This window comes from Ekhidna sp. (assembly GCF_964218185.1).
Taxonomy (GTDB): domain Bacteria; phylum Bacteroidota; class Bacteroidia; order Cytophagales; family Cyclobacteriaceae; genus Ekhidna.
The window spans coordinates 181,172-196,705 of record NZ_CAXPLV010000001.1; the positions used below are offsets into that span (position 1 = coordinate 181,172).

9 protein-coding genes and 1 tRNA gene are annotated in these 15,534 nt (G+C 42.2%); 3 read left to right on the forward strand and 7 right to left on the reverse strand.

The features are described from left to right. Positions 1–3: 3 nt before the first annotated feature. The 6 genes from ACEQZT_RS00885 to ACEQZT_RS00910 form a co-directional block, all read right to left on the reverse strand. Positions 4–3,723, reverse strand: coding sequence for a DUF6443 domain-containing protein (locus ACEQZT_RS00885; protein WP_370086305.1), 3,720 nt, complete (start codon positions 3,721–3,723; stop codon positions 4–6). Between the two features lie 37 nt (positions 3,724–3,760). Beyond that, positions 3,761–7,243, reverse strand: a complete 3,483-nt coding sequence (locus ACEQZT_RS00890; protein WP_370086307.1) for a hypothetical protein — start codon at positions 7,241–7,243, stop codon at positions 3,761–3,763. Positions 7,244–7,611: 368 nt separating this feature from the next. Beyond that, positions 7,612–7,685, reverse strand: a tRNA-Thr gene (locus tag ACEQZT_RS00895). Positions 7,686–7,813: 128 nt separating this feature from the next. Then, positions 7,814–9,859: a DUF349 domain-containing protein gene (locus tag ACEQZT_RS00900; RefSeq protein WP_370086309.1), complete on the reverse strand. Its 2,046-nt coding sequence runs from the start codon at positions 9,857–9,859 to the stop codon at positions 7,814–7,816. Between the two features lie 47 nt (positions 9,860–9,906). Beyond that, complete coding sequence (locus tag ACEQZT_RS00905; RefSeq protein WP_370086311.1) at positions 9,907–10,485, reverse strand: YqgE/AlgH family protein; 579 nt, start codon at positions 10,483–10,485, stop codon at positions 9,907–9,909. Further along, complete coding sequence (locus ACEQZT_RS00910; protein WP_370086313.1) at positions 10,486–11,070, reverse strand: tRNA-(ms[2]io[6]A)-hydroxylase; 585 nt, start codon at positions 11,068–11,070, stop codon at positions 10,486–10,488. 68 nt (positions 11,071–11,138) lie between these two features. Here ACEQZT_RS00910 and pdxH point away from each other — a divergent pair, with 68 nt between their 5' ends. Then, positions 11,139–11,783, forward strand: coding sequence for a pyridoxamine 5'-phosphate oxidase (gene pdxH / locus ACEQZT_RS00915; RefSeq protein WP_370086314.1), 645 nt, complete (start codon positions 11,139–11,141; stop codon positions 11,781–11,783). Continuing rightward, entirely contained in the window at positions 11,783–12,976 is a 1,194-nt protein-coding gene (locus tag ACEQZT_RS00920) for a glycosyltransferase family 2 protein (protein WP_370086316.1), read from the forward strand. The genes pdxH and ACEQZT_RS00920 overlap by 1 nt, the downstream gene beginning before the upstream one ends. On the opposite strand, the gene bshB1 is transcribed toward ACEQZT_RS00920, so the two are convergent. After that, complete coding sequence (bshB1, locus tag ACEQZT_RS00925; protein WP_370086318.1) at positions 12,977–13,693, reverse strand: bacillithiol biosynthesis deacetylase BshB1; 717 nt, start codon at positions 13,691–13,693, stop codon at positions 12,977–12,979. 126 nt (positions 13,694–13,819) lie between these two features. Between bshB1 and ACEQZT_RS00930 the strand changes: the two genes are divergently transcribed. Beyond that, positions 13,820–15,529 carry an amidohydrolase family protein gene (locus ACEQZT_RS00930; RefSeq protein WP_370086320.1) on the forward strand — a complete coding sequence of 570 codons (1,710 nt, stop codon included), beginning with the start codon at positions 13,820–13,822 and terminating at the stop codon, positions 15,527–15,529. Positions 15,530–15,534 lie beyond the last annotated feature (5 nt).

Consider the following 15,534-nt stretch of genomic DNA (forward strand, 5'->3'; position numbering starts at 1 on the left):
AATTTAGTTGCTAGGTGAAGTAGGAATTGTGGTATTATAAATCAACTCAAGGCTAAAGAGATCTGCTGGCTCAGAACCAGAAGTATCCCCTGAAAGGGATGACTCATTGATACTCCTCAACCATCCTCTGATATTGTATTCGTAATCCAGGTACTGACTATATTCGGCATCCTCCTCAGAGTAATGCAAATTCTTACCTACCAGCTCGCCCAGCTCGTTGTATTCATTGCTGTACAATAGCAATGGAGGCTCTGCATTCAGTTGATGGGTGCAGCTAAGCAATCGATTGGCATGGTCATAAGCATAATCCAATAGCATAGTGGTGGTATTTGTACCTTCAGTATGTACTGATTTCATGCGACGTACATTTCCCACAAAATCGTATTGGTTGCTGATGATATCCACCCCTCCTAGATGGTTCTCACTTACCACCTGGATCACACGGTACCTATCATCATAGTAGGTAATGGTCTCAAGGTAATCTGGAGTACCTAGTATCTTTGTCTTTGATCCGGTAACCTGGCCTTTTACCTGCTCCTGCAACTCCGGAAGTAAGTGATAAGCATCTACGTTTACTCCTTTGAACTCATCCGGACAGCTATATATGGTATCCGAAAGGTCTGAAGCAGAGACAAAATCGTAGTTATCATAGTAGGTGATCGTATGATACTCCGAAATATCGGCATCCAATGGGTAGCTGGTATCTGTATATTGGGTCTCGGGTAAATAACCGGTTCCCAACATGGTCTCCGCTCGATTATTTCGTGCATCATCCTCAACCTCACTTATCAATTCTACCCGATCATTGACGATTCCCGTCATGACAGGCCGGTTCAATTGATCGTACTTGGTAAATAACCACTGGTTGTCGTTTCGCTGATTTCCATCCTGAGTAAGTACCAGACGATCCCATTTGTCATACACCATCAGCACCTTCTCTGCGCCGGGTACTTTCTTCTCAGTCATCCGTCCACGGTCATCATAGGTGTATTGAAAAGCCCAGCGGTCTAAAAACTGCTGACGATCCGACCCAGGAGCAAAGAACTCAGCCGTTAACCGATCCGTAGCTTCAGGTGGCAATACCACTCGCAACCTACCAAAATCATCGTAGATGTAATACGTCCTGGCCTGCTGTCCGTCCCCTACATCACTTGACTTTAAAATAACCTGACCTGACTTATCTGTGTACTCTATCGTGACATGTTCGTCTTCATCTGTGGTTGTTGTTTTGTAGAGAGGTTCTGAACCATAATGCGCAATTGGTGTGGCCAGCAGTGATTCAAATTTCCAGAGTATGACTTCATCTTGGGCATCTATCTGATAATCATAAATAAGACTTTGCTGCCCGATTTGCCATACTTCACCAGGGCCACCCTGTTCAATAGGTTGACTAATCGGAGAGTTAATAAATTTAGTTTCACTGAACGCAAAGTCACCATCATTGCCATACATGCTTGAGTAAAAATTATGCTGGTTAACGATTGCATATTCATCAAATGTTCCATCTGAAACCTCTCTTATATAGGGTAAGTATTTCTTACTAATTCGGCCAAATCTATCATACCTTGTAGGTTGGGCAATATCCAGAGATAAGAGTGAAGAGGCTTGCCTTATGACATCCAAGTTTTTTCTTCCTAATCCGTCTATATAGCTAATGGATTCAGAGACTTCTGCAGGATCATTTGCTGAAATTACATCTTGGTTAACTTCAATTTTAGGAGTATAGGAATGGATATAATTCATTCCTACATCCTTAACAATTACGTCCAAAGTTGGATATTCAATTGGGCACGAGTTGGTTCGAACCTCTGCGACAATCTGATAGTATCGATAACCTCCGGAATTCTTCTCCAAATCAAAGGAAATCTTTTGTTTGTTTGTTTCTGTTATATCCCAAGTTGACCAAGTAGAATAAAGATCATCTCTATACTTTATTTTCCAGCGTAAAATTGTTCCAGTATTTCCTATAAGTGAGTATGTGGCTATACCAGATTGAAATCGAACAGTATTACCGTATATTGATCCACCAAAATTTGGCAAAACAGTAACCTCAACGGTATTACTATATTCAGTAAGGTGTTTAGAAGTTACTTCCCTCCTATAAGTTCCAGCGGTTTTAGTTAAATAGAACTGTCCTCCTGTAGCTATGTCTTCCCATTCTCCATTTATCTCTTTTTGCCAGGTATAGCTATAAAACCCAGAACCACCTTCAGCTGGTTCTACCCCAAGATTCGCGTAATCACCTTCACAAATTGTGGTATTTCCTCCAATGCTTCCGGGCGTCAACGGATCTATATGGTTCACCTGCAAATTGACCCTAGGTGTGCGTACCATTCCTGAACAAATCAGATTTACTTTAGCACGAACTTCATAGTAACCAACTTCCTCTAAAGTATAAAACTCTGAAAATGGGATCCAATTTTCTTCTCCAGCCTTACTAATTTCAAAGTTCATAAAATTCGCTTCCCCAAAATATGCAGGTACGATGGACTCACCTATAAAAATGGATCCTTTGCCTATTGAAATAACACCAGGATCCTCCTCTATTATTCCAACAGTATGTGTTCGAACTATATCAAGAGGTGAACACGGACCTGTGAATTTTGATGTGACTTGATAAGTAGCACTTACTGCACTTAATCCCTGGCTATCAGTAAACGTTGTACCTGTGCTTAAAATACCACTTGTATTACCATTTACAATCTTTCGCCATTCAATGGAATTGGCATTGCTTGTAATAGATAGTTCAATTGGGGTATTACTACATACTTGTGATGGACCATTAATCTGGCTAACATTAGCAGACTGTGGTCCATAGAAAACCCTCTGCTCCGTAGGTGTATTGTACGTACATTCCCCACTCTTCATGACAGCATAAACCTCTACATCATTATTAGCAACAAATTCTGCTGTATATGGGTCTTCAAAAGCCGGTAACCCAATTACCTTCCAGGAACCTCCTGCATACCTCCACCGAACCTCGAATAAATACAGGTCCGGATGGGCGCCACCCACCGTGACTGTAAGTGTCTCATTATTACCATCGCATAACTCCCCCTGAGAAGCTATACTCACTAAACCAGGGCTATAATCAATAACTTCTACCATAACGGTATTAGAATAGGCTGCAGGACTGGAACAATATGAAGGAGGATTCGCCTTGAATCTAAACTCACTTGTCTCACTAACATAAATATTATTGAATGAGGTGCCATTGTATGTCTGACCGGTTGTCAGGTTTTGCAATTGAAAGCTGCTTCCACTGTATCCTGAAACCGTAAAATTTATTGTGCCTTCAGAGCATAAATTATTACCTTCTTGTGCCACTAGCGTCCCTCCTGAGGCTCCCTGAACATTGACGGTTATTGTCTTGAGAACAGAGTTATCTGACAAATCCTTAGCAACAACCTGATAACTACCTTTCACAGTCCATGTCACTGTTAAATAACTCTTGACACCATCATTGGACACAGATTTATTTTGATAACCTGAGGTTGGTGTTATTGTCCAACTCACAGTTCCTCCTCCAGGAGCTGGCCCGCCGGGTCCGGAAGAAGGTATATCAACTGAGTATGTAAGTCTATCACTAACACAAGTTTGACTAACAACCTTACTTGTAAAACCAATCACAAGTACTATCATCAACAAAAAGCGTAAGTCAACAATGATCTTATTCCTTACAGACTCAACATTACTAATGAATTGGTTTGCATTAATTTTCATTGCATAAGAATTATGTGATTTCATAATACGCTTGTCGCTACTTTGAATTATAATGGTAGGAATAGACATTCAGAATGTTTTCTCCATCCTCCGTCACCTCAATAACCTGCTTAAGCCTTCCCAATTCATCGTATTCATATTTTGTTTGTCTTTGGTTTGGATCTGTGACTTTAATTAGTCCATAAATTGGATCATATTCATAAATGGTAATCAAGCTTTCTGGAGGTAGATTGCTCAAAGCGGCAACTGATGAAGCTGGTAAATTACCAGATGGAGCCAGGTCAATTCCAATTGCCTCCAACTGTGAAGCTGTGGTGTTCTCAAGCTTAGCTACTGGAAATTTCCCATCAAATCCCCAGATAAATGCTGTTGATTTGTCTCCTTCGTTTTTCTTAAACTCTGCCAGATTTCCATATTCATTGTACTGCCAGCGCATGCTCAGCTCATAGAAATTTGGGAGGTAAACATTAGGGTCATGTTCCTCACGAGTAATCAAATCACTATTTCTATACTGATATGTTTTTACTGGTTGGCCTTTATCATTGTAAACCACCACATTACCGGAGACTAATTGACCAGCAACCGTTTTTTCTGTCTTGATAGGAACCCTAAAATTCCCGTCCTTTAATCCACTTATATTATACTCAGTAAGGTTCTCATTATAATCATGTGGATAGTAATGATACTCTGTGGTCTGACTTCCATCACTCCTGGTTAAGATATACCTCGAGAGCTGGCGGTGTTCCGGGTTATCATATTCATAGTCATGGACTATGGTAAGCACATTTGCATGTTCATCAAATACTTCTTCTGTTTTTAGTGTATCATAAAACCAAAAAGACCTCCGATAATATTCTAGAATATTGATGTTATCAAAATATTGATGGTCTACCGCCTGACTCCCTATGCTATCTCCATAGCATGGATGATAACCATATGCTACATCTTGCATATCCCCACCGATGCATTTGGTAGGCCCAAATAAACTGGAAGCCCAGGAATGCTCATGATTCGGATCATAGTTTTTCTTCACACACTGACGAGCGTAGTAAACCTTTTCTACATTCGTCTCATCACAATCATAGACAAACTGTCTTTTAATAGGCGAACTGTGATCCCGCACAACCAGACTTTTTATATTATCAAATCCAGCATCATCACTACCATAACCATGCGTTATCCTTTTCTTTAAAACAAAGCTTCCATCCTGATTTCCAAATATTTCTCGCTTCGTCTCAAGGCCATTCCCCCATCCATTGGAATGAGGCGAACCGGGTATGTCATTACCATGAACGATTCTGCCTGGACTATCACTCATAGTCCGAAAGGTTATTTCCTCCTTACCATTCTCAGCATTTTCACCATGAAGTATAGTAACGTTTCGGTATGTAATGTGGGAACCTGAATTATTAGTAAGTGGAAGAACACTCTTTCCATGTAAACTTTTGAAGTCACACGTAGATTCCACAATTCCACCACCAAATTCATCCCCTGAAAAGCAGGTTCCTATCGTTCGATTCGTAGAGAAATAGTATGGAACGTATGGTATTTCAGCTGAGGATTTTGAATTACTAAAGTTTGTATAATCGTATTTTTTCACAATCGGAGAATCATCAACGCCCGGATCATCAATCATTTTTTTGATACGCATTCCTCCGGCCTCCGCTTTCACATCATCTGAGATAAGAATTTGCTGGACATCAGAAATATAGCTTACAGCAAGCCACATTTCCACATCCTCGCCTGCATCTGAAATAATCTGAACGGTGTATTTCTCACCGGCAACAAGAGTGATTTTACTGCTTTCATAGTAGTTATAATCATAGTCCTGATATAATAAAACAGGTGCCTCACTTTGAAACTTCGGCTGCCCCGTTGATTCATTTATAATCTTAAAAAGGACCTCTTTAATAGTGTGGGCGTTAGGGTTTGGAGGATTCAGTGGCTTTAAGATTGCTGTTACATCTACTAATTGGTCTTTAGCACTATAAATTGTCTTTGTAATATTCTGGTTGAATTCTCCTTGCAAAGCCAGGTTTGTTCGAATCTCTTTATCCTCATTGAATACTGTTCCAATAGGCTCAACATAATTAGGCTCATAAAAAAAAGTAGTGGTACCGCCAGTCGGATAGGTAATGGAGCGTAACGCGCCTTTTACTGCGTAGGAAAAGTTTGGAGATCGATCAGCTGTGGCATTCGGATCGTCAATAAAGAAACTATCATCCGTTTTGGGTAATAGTCCACTATTACTTTTTCCATTGAAATAACCCCAATGATCTTGTGCATAGGATAAGCGAGGGGGTATATTTTCCTTATCTATATAGTTGAATTGATGAGCCGAAACTTTCTCACCATTTGACGGATTTTTCTCATAAAAAGCGGTTAAAAAATAGCGATCTAATGGATCGGAAAAATCTGGATTACTAAACTGTGTGGGTGTTACTGCCTCATACTCAAAGGAAAAATGCTTTTTAGTGGTGTTAAGTTCATCCTTCACGTAAATGTCATTCAAAAGAGCAAGCCTGGAACCAACACTATAACTAATGTTAAATACAACCTCACCAATTCCATCACTGTAAATCCTGGACAATACCTGGCTCTTGTCCATATTTAGCTGCGAAGCGCACAAGACCGGACCCGGTGCTTCACATCCCTCCCCATCGCTACACCCTTGATCCTCACTCATTTGCAGCACCGTCTTACTCTGCTGCACAGCGAGCGGATACGTGTAACTAGTAGGGGTATACTCTAAATGAACAGTGGTGCCCTTAGGGGAAACCACCTTGTATAAATACCATGCGGTTACCCTGCGCCGATCAAAAGTCTTTGAGCAACCCGTTAGCCCGGTGCTCTCCATGTATGATATTTCCTCATAGTCTCCTCCAAAAAAATATTTTATACCATCAGGGGTTGTAAAAACTACTTCACCATTTCCTAATGAGTTGAATGATTTTTCAACCAGTAGATTCGTTTTAGGAATAAATTTTGGGATTCCGTTCCTGTCAAAAACGAATTTACCCGTATATCCATTGAAATTATAGCTATACTCATCTATCTGGGTATCAAAACCATCATCCTCTATTTCTTTTGAGATATATTGCAGCGCTTCGAAATTATCCATACTCATATCCTCTGGGTATGGGTACATTTCGTTTTTCATGGCTGCCTCTTCATCTACTTCGTCGTAGATGGTCCGGGTAACCACCCCTCCCGCATTTAATTCCCATCCTAATCCCGCCCACGATTCAGTCTGATCCACTTTCAATCCTGTAGTTCTGTGACTGAGCGAAATGGGAATAGTGATGTCACCGGCTTTAAATTGATAAATAGGAATATTGACATTTACTGCACCACTTGATAAATCCACCGGGTGGGCCCCATACTCACCCAGAGCCGATGCGTTGGGCGATGGTGGAACAAAATCAAATTTATTTTCCTGTGATTGAGAAAATTTGCTAACAACGGACAATATCGTAAGCAAGGCAACTCTTTTCGCTGATTGCGACCAAATAGTGAGCATTGAATAGGTTAGGTTATAGTGGTTTATACTTATACAGCTAAAACAAGTAGCCGACAAACATATATGTACTTGGTTATAAATTCAATAAGAATAGTAACTTAATGAACAAATGGTATGATTTTGAGGACGAAAGAGTACTTTGATTGAATGAATGGGAAGTAGATTATGCTGGACTAGCGAGAAATTAAGTATAGTTAGGAAAGATGGTACTCCATCTGCTCTGATCAGCTGCTTTGTCTCTTAATTGAGACAGGTTTGTACTAGTAAATAGTGGGGATTTGCTCGCTAAAAGACCAAACTATACCACGCAACTATACCACGCGCATAAAAAAAGGCACTCACAAAACGTAAGTGCCTGATTTTCAGAGAGCCCCCAGTCGGATTCGAACCAACGACCTACTGATTACAAGTCAGTTGCTCTGGCCAGCTGAGCTATGGAGGCTTCAGTTTCTTTAGATAAATCCCTCTCGTTTGAGGGAAGAGTTTCCGTTTTCTTTATATCCTCACGTTTGAGGTGTTCAAAACGGTTTGCAAAAATAGCAGTGTCCCGCTATTTCGCAAATCTATTTTTCAATTTTGTGCAGAAATTGCAGCGAGTTGAGATTTTAATTCCTCCAACTCACTTTCAGCTTTGTCAATCTTATCCTGCATGTCCGCTTTTAGCTTGTCTGCTGTCGCTGAATCAGCAAAAAATTCCATATTGGTATTCCAGGTAGCAATGTCATTTTCAATACTGGAAATCTTACGTTTGATTGAGTGTTCTTTCCTATGAAGTTTTTGCTCTCCACCAGGAGTATTTTTCAACCTGCCCATGGAAATATGATTTCTCAGATCGGTACGATCATCCTCGTGAATGGCCTCATTTGAAAGAATGATTTCCTTCACCTTATCGAATCGATTACGAATCTTCTTGATTGCATTCTTCGGCACAAACCCTATGGATGTATAACTATCGATAAGATCATATAGATCATCCAGATTCACATCATCCCCACTTCCGGCAGCTTCCAGTTGGTCACACACCTTCAGTTTTAGTTGAAGATTGTCCTCATATGCCTTGAATTGCTCCTGATTCTGCTCTCTTCGCTTGTTGAAGAAATGATCACATGCAGCTTTGAATCTCTTATAGGTTTCATTCCTCACTTTTTCCGGCACAGGCCCGATTTCCTTCCACTGAGCTTGCAAGTGCTTAAACTTATCTGCAGTAGAGTTCCACTCCTCACTATCCTTCAATCCCTCAGCCTTTGAGATAAGCTCCTCTTTTTTCTTCAGATTTTCATCCCGCTTAGATTCAAGCTCTTTGAAGAATTGATTTTTATTAGCAAAAAATCCCTTGAAAGAATTCCAGAAAGCCTTGTTGGTTTCCTTGGCTTTATCCCGTGGCACTCCACCAATAGCCTCCCACTGCTTCTGAATTTCCAGCAATTCTTTGGTCTTGCCATTCCATTCGGTGATTCGATCAGAGTTGAATTTAGTGAACTCAGTCACCTTTTGAATCAACTCATTTTTCTTAACGAGGTTGGCTTCAAACTCTACCTTTAGTTCTTCAAAATAATCCTTTCGCTTAGCATAGATCGCGTCAGAGGCAGCTTTAAATCTTTGCCACAGAGGCTCTTGATTTTCTTTAGGTACGGGACCTATGTGCTTGTACTCTTCGTGAAGCTCATTCAATTGAATGATGGCGGTCTTCATATCCTCCATTTCATTCAGCGCCTCAGCCTTCTCACAAAGCTCCTCTTTAAGCTTTAAGTTTTTCTTTCTATCCAGATCCTTCAATTCGAAGTAAATACTTCGATTGTCATAGTATCGATCAAGGAGGGCATTGTAGTTTGCCCACAGTGTTTTGTTTTGTGCTCCAGGTACCGGACCTGTCTTTTTCCATTCTTGCTGTAGCTCGCGTACGGAGTTGATGCTGTTGGATGATTCCTCACCATCTACTATCTCCCGAAGTTGCTCGAGTAAATTTTCCTTTTTCTTTAGGTTGCTCTCTTTCTGACTCTCTAAATCTTTATAGTGCTTATTTCGCTTGGATCTAAGCTGACCATAGAGCGCGAAAAACTCTTTATCAATTTCATCTCCATGATATTCGAAAGCGTCTGCTTCGTTTCCTTCAGAAACAAACTTCTGCAGTGCTTCATTCTTAGAGATTTCATATAGCTCATCAAAACGTGGCTTGATAGCTTTCAAAACCCGATCGAGCGATCGGATATTTTCTTCATTCTTTATTTCCCGAATCTTGGAGATGATCTCCTCTTTCGTGGCATGATCAAAATCTAGTTCCTCATCGTGCTCATCTTCTTCGTGCTCGTCACCAGGATGATCCTCTTCTTCAGCATTTGTATCGCCCGCTGTAGATTTCTTCTCTTCTGCTATTGGTTGATCAGCCGCTTCTTCCTTCTTTTCCTCCTCGGCTTCTTCACTCTTTTCTTCAGCTGCAACCTCTTCAGGTTTAACCTCTGCACTTATTTCTTCAGCCTCCTCAGTTACTTCTTCCTTCTGCTTCTCCTCTGCTTCCGGTTGATCTTGGTTACTTAATTCAGCTTGACTCTGAACTTCATCAGGCGTTTCATTCTTGATTTCGTCTGAAACGTCCTGCAATTTCTCTGCATTATCCATTATGGAACCTATTACTTTTCTCTATGACACAAAACTAACCAAATACCCTAATTCAAACGGGGATCTTTTGGATAGTTAGACATTAGGCGATACTTACCACCCATGGTGTTTAGACACGCTTTCCATAGGTCTTGGTTGTCCCAATCAAAAATCATTTCTGAAGTGGTGTTTTTTAAAACGATCCAGGACTTAGCTTTCATCTCGTCCATCAGCTGCCCTGGTGCCCATCCTGAGTAACCAATAAAGAATCGGACATCCTCGGGTTGAATGACTCGGGTATTCATCATTTCCGTCAATTTATTGAAATCTCCACCCCAATAAGTTCCTTTCACAACTTCTCTGGACGAATCGGCTAGTGCTGGCTCTCTATGAAGAAAGTGAAGCGTATCATGTTCCACAGGTCCTCCAATAAATAATCTCCCAGGATAGCTCCCCACCTCGTCAATTACTTCTTTCAACTCTACGTGAGCTTTTTTATTCAACACAAATCCAAACGTCCCATTGTCATCATGCTCACAAAGGAAGATGACAGTCCGCTCAAAATTTGGGTCGGGTAGATACGGCTCGGAGATGAGAAGATCACCTCGCTCCGGAATGACTAACTTATCTGATGAAAAATAATCCATTTAATGCAATGCTGGTCTAATAGGAAGTTCATTTAAAATCACTCCCTCTTTTTGTTTCATTTCCTCCAATCTATCGTACACTTCCTGCTCATCAAAATAATTAAGTGCCATTTTCACAAAAACCTCACCATGACGAGCTTCGGAAGCCCACAGCCTATGATAAAACTGTTTTAGTTCTCCTTCCCCTAAAGCTTCGTACACCAATCTAAATCGTTCAGCTCCTCGTGTCTCCACCAATGATGCCAACAGAAGTCGATCCATAAAACGCTCCTCTCTCCCATCACGACAGATTTTGAGCAACTTCTGTATGTACATATCCTTGGGGATTTCATGATTGAGCTGAACGCCTCGCTTCTCCATGATTTCATACACATCTCTAAAATGCTCCAGTTCCTCCACCGAGGTATCAATTAGTTCGGGGATGATTTCAGTTCGGTTTGGATACTTGGCCACCAGACTCAGCGCCATCCCGGAGGCCTTTCGTTCACAGTCGGCATGGTCCTGGAGGAAAGTGTCAAAATCTGCCATCACAGCTTCCACCCACTCCTTTTTTGAGTTTACCGTCAAGTCAATTCTAAACTTCATCGCTTTTTGATTTTAACCTTTTTACCTTCGCTTGTCTTGAGTTTTCAAAAGTAAAAGGAAAGGGGAACATGAGAGAAGATATCGCTTCATTGCGCAATGAATATGCGAAAGCTGATCTGGATGAAAAGTCTATTGACATCAATCCTTTCAACCAGTTTGATAAATGGTTTTCAGAGGCTGTAGCTTCCGAGATATTGGAACCCAATGCGATGGTTGTCAGCACAGTTGGTGAACAGGGAGTTCCTTCTCAACGAACCGTCCTTTTAAAAGATGCCAGCAAAGATGGCTTCACCTTTTATACGAACTACGGAAGTAAGAAAGGCCAGCAACTTGATAGCAATTCCAACATCAGCATGTTATTTCCATGGTACGAGCTGGAACGACAGATTATCATCAACGGAAAGGCACAAAAGGTATCTCAAGAGAACTCTGCACAATATTTTCATTCCCGCCCAAGAGCAAGCCAGCTAGGTGCCTGGGCTTCCAATCAAAGCAGTGAGATCGCTGACCGATCCATATTGGAAGAAAAGCTAAAAATGCTGGAGGAGCGATTCTTAAACAAAGAAATTCCACTACCTGAAAACTGGGGAGGCTACCTCGTCATTCCTGAATCGTTTGAATTTTGGCAAGGAAGGAGAAGTCGCCTGCACGATCGTATTTTTTATCAACGACAGGCTGATGATACCTGGAAAATAAGCAGATTATCTCCCTGATGCACTCACTCTATCTGGAGCGGTACGCATGGCCGCACGAACTCTTCCCTGACTATCAGCCTCCTTCCAATCTTTCGCTGATAGTTGTGATTCCGTGTTTCAAAGAACCAGATTTGATTGGAGCGCTGGAAGCTCTGAATGCGTGTGAAAAGCCGCAGGGTGAGGTGCTCATCATCGTCGTAGTGAATGAATCTGAGGATGCCCCCGAAGCGGTTAAAACTGCGAATGATCTCACGCTAAAGCAACTCAAGAACTTTAGAAGTGCCTACCCTCTTCTTGTTTCCCATCAAAAGCTTCCGGCTAAAAAAGCCGGAGTGGGTCTTGCTCGAAAAATTGGAATGGATGAGGCTGTACGCATCTTCCGAAGGGCAGGAAATGATGGCGGAATTGTATGCTATGATGCAGACTGCCGCTGCGATACAAACTACCTTGATGAGATAGAACTCGCCTACTCCGATCCTGGCACACAATCCGGGATTGTCTTTTATGAACATCAGTTGCATCGAGAGAATCATGAGGCAACCGTGGACTATGAGCTATACCTGCGGTACTATATCGATGCGTTACGTTTTGCTAGTTTTCCATACGCACATCAGACGCTAGGCTCATGCATAACCGTGCGCACCTCCATGTATGAAAAGGTGGGTGGCATGAATACCCGAAAGGCTGGCGAGGATTTCTATTTCCTAAACAAAACCATACCGCATGGAGGTTTTGTAGAAATCAACAGCACCACCATCCGTCCCTCAGATCGTGTGTCTGACCGGGTACCATTTGGGACCGGAAAGGCGATGAATGAAATCATTAACTCTGCTGAAGAATACTCCGTCTATCATCCCAATACCTTTGAAGATCTGAAACTATTCTTTAGTAAAGTGGATACGTTCTGGGCTGAGGAAAACAGCAAGATTCCAAGGACGGTAGCTACCTTTCTTGGAGATAACTGGCAGGAGCAGATCAATGAAGTAAAAAGCAAAGTAAGCTCACAAGACCAGTTTAAGAAGCGATTCTTTCACTGGTTTGATGCGTTCAAGATTCTGAAGTTTGTTCACTTCTGCCGGGATGAGTTTTACCAAAACGTGGAACTGGAAGAAGCTCTGGACTGGCTCAGGCAAAAACACTTTTTCTTAAAGGGCTCCAAGCAATCGTATCTCGTGCAGATGAGGTACTTGGATAGGGAGGTTAAAGTCTAATCACACCAAATCAAACAAGCTTTTCACTCCTAAAAAGTGCTTCACCTGAAAACCTTCTGCATACTCCACGCCTATCCTTTGCCCCCACTCTCGTGTGCGTGACTCCAGCATGCTCATAAATCCTTTGGAGCTGATAAAGGTCTCCGGCTCATTGCTGTTGGGATCGTAAAACTGGGATTTAAAGGCATTGATGGCGGCCCTGCGCTCCTCGATCACCTCCGAAACATCCACCAGCACATCCGGCTCATGCGCTGTGCTTTGAATAGAGAAATACAGTTTCTCGGGTCGGTAAGCTTCTTGTTTAGATCCTTCCCACTCGGTTTCCACAGCTTTTAGTCCTGCTATAAAACAGGCAGTCTCCACCAGTTGTGATCCACGAGAATGATCCGGGTGCCGGTCATACATGGCGTTGGTAATCACAATCTTTGGCCGGAAACGCCTGATCTGCTCAGCTACCTTGAGCTGGTTTTCTTTGTTGTTTTCGAAAAATCCATCTGCCAGGCCTAGGTTTTCCCGCACAGATAGTTTCAAAATCCTGGCAGCATCTTCGGCCTCTTTGGCTCGTATCTCAGGCGTACCCCTTGTTCCAAGTTCTCCCTTCGTCAGATCCAACACTCCTGTTTTATACCCCTGCTTTTCATGGACAAGAAGTGTCCCCCCAAAGGCTAGTTCTACATCATCGGGGTGAGCTACTATGGCAAGTATGTCGAGTTTCATAGTGTTTCTATTAGTTCTGTTTGGCCGTATGCTGCAATGTAACACCACTCATATAATATTGGTTTTCTTACCCTCAGAATTTCCTAAATTTCATGTCCATTTATTTAAACCTAAAGTAGATAACCTATGCAAAAACGTGACAGCTTTTTCAGAAGCGTCATCCTGATATTACTGATGGGGCTGGTGCCCTTTATCGGTATGTCACAGGATAGCGATCTGAAGCCTGTAACCAACAAGTATGCAATCAAAAATGCGACGATTGTGCAGGCACCAGGCAAGACCATCCAGAATGGTACCGTGCTGATCGAAAACGGAATTATCAAAGCAGTAGGATCAAGTATTGCTATCCCGGCAGATGCCTGGGTGGTAGATGCTGATTCGATGTTTGTGTATGCCGGGTTCATCAGTGGTATGTCCAATATTGGCGTTGAAAAGCCAAAGGATGAAGAGCAAAATGATGATCGAAGAATGACAGGCACTCCTACCTACAAACGAGCAGGAATTACCCCTGGTAGTTCGGTGAGAGACATGCTAAATCCAGGTGATAAATCAGTTGAAGATTTTAGAGGATTAGGATTTACCACCTCTCACAGCGTGCCTCATAAAGGGATGCTTCCGGGTACCGGAGCTATTGTCCTCTTAGGCGGAACTGATGGAGAAAGTATGGTCGTAAAAGATCAAACCTCCATGTTTGCCCAATTTTCCGGAGCAGACGGAGTATATCCAAATACGGTAATTGGCGTGATGGCGAAGTATCGTGACCTGTACAGAAAAGCTGCCCAAGCCCGAGATTATCAGGCTAGATACAACAGCAACCCGAACGGCATGGAGCGACCTAATCCAGATGCAACGCTTGAGGCATTGTACCCTGTGGTTTCTAAGCAAATGACGGTGGCTTTCAAAACCGAGAGCGTGAAGGATGTGATGCGAGCAATTGCCTTGCAACGAGATCTTGGATTCAATATCATGTTTGGGGAAGTGAAGCAAGGCTGGGATGCAATCTCTGCCATCAAAGGAACAGGAGCTCCTGTATTCCTTTCACTGGATCTTCCTGAGTGGAAAGAAGAGGAGAAAAAAGAAGAAGATACCAAGGAGGATAAGAAAGAAGAAGAAAAAGAACCAACAGCTGCAGAGCTGGAAGAGAAAGCACTTCAGGAAAGACAAAATGAAATGATAAAAAGCCATTACACTCAGGCTGGTAAATTCAGCAGCAATGGTGTGAAGTTTGGTTTTTCCACCATGGAGGTGAAGTCGAAAGACTTCCGAACCAACCTATTGAAAGTGATTGAAAATGGTCTTTCTGAAGATCGTGCGCTTGCTGCACTCACCACAGAGCCTGCTAGCATCCTTGGCGTTTCCAACCTGATGGGAACAATTGAAGTCGGCAAAATGGCTAACCTGATGGTATCTGATACGGCTTACTTCACCAAAGATGCAAACGTGAGATATGTGTTTGTAGACGGTGTGAAGTATGAATATGAAGCTAAAAAGAAGAAAAAGAAAAAGAGCAATGGAGACGAGGCAGTTGATGCTGCTGGTGTTTGGAACTACACGACAGAAACCCCTCAGGGAAATGGAAGCGGTGTAATTACCATCAAAGGAACTCCTGGTGATTATAGTGGAACCATCACCGTAAGCTTCAATGGAAGCACCAATGACCTGGAAAACATCACAGTGGATGGAAACAACGTTTCCTTCTCTTTCAAAATGAATATGGGTGAAGAAATCACAGTGGATATCAGCATGGATATCGATGGTGATTCTTTTGAAGGAACCTTGTCAGTGGCGGCTTTCGGTAGCTTCCCAATGGAAGGATCTAGAGAACCTCAAAAATGAGATTA

Bases quoted from the DNA above. Each gene is read 5' to 3' on its own strand.
- pdxH (WP_370086314.1), top strand. From the start codon at position 11,139: ATGAGAGAAGATATCGCTTCATTGCGCAATGAATATGCGAAAGCTGAT.
- ACEQZT_RS00905 (WP_370086311.1), bottom strand. From the start codon at position 10,485: ATGGATTATTTTTCATCAGATAAGTTAGTCATTCCGGAGCGAGGTGAT.
- bshB1 (WP_370086318.1), bottom strand. From the start codon at position 13,693: ATGAAACTCGACATACTTGCCATAGTAGCTCACCCCGATGATGTAGAA.
- ACEQZT_RS00900 (WP_370086309.1), bottom strand. From the start codon at position 9,859: ATGGATAATGCAGAGAAATTGCAGGACGTTTCAGACGAAATCAAGAAT.
- ACEQZT_RS00885 (WP_370086305.1), bottom strand. From the start codon at position 3,723: ATGAAAATTAATGCAAACCAATTCATTAGTAATGTTGAGTCTGTAAGG.
- ACEQZT_RS00910 (WP_370086313.1), bottom strand. From the start codon at position 11,070: ATGAAGTTTAGAATTGACTTGACGGTAAACTCAAAAAAGGAGTGGGTG.
- ACEQZT_RS00890 (WP_370086307.1), bottom strand. From the start codon at position 7,243: ATGCTCACTATTTGGTCGCAATCAGCGAAAAGAGTTGCCTTGCTTACG.
- ACEQZT_RS00920 (WP_370086316.1), top strand. From the start codon at position 11,783: ATGCACTCACTCTATCTGGAGCGGTACGCATGGCCGCACGAACTCTTC.
- ACEQZT_RS00930 (WP_370086320.1), top strand. From the start codon at position 13,820: ATGCAAAAACGTGACAGCTTTTTCAGAAGCGTCATCCTGATATTACTG.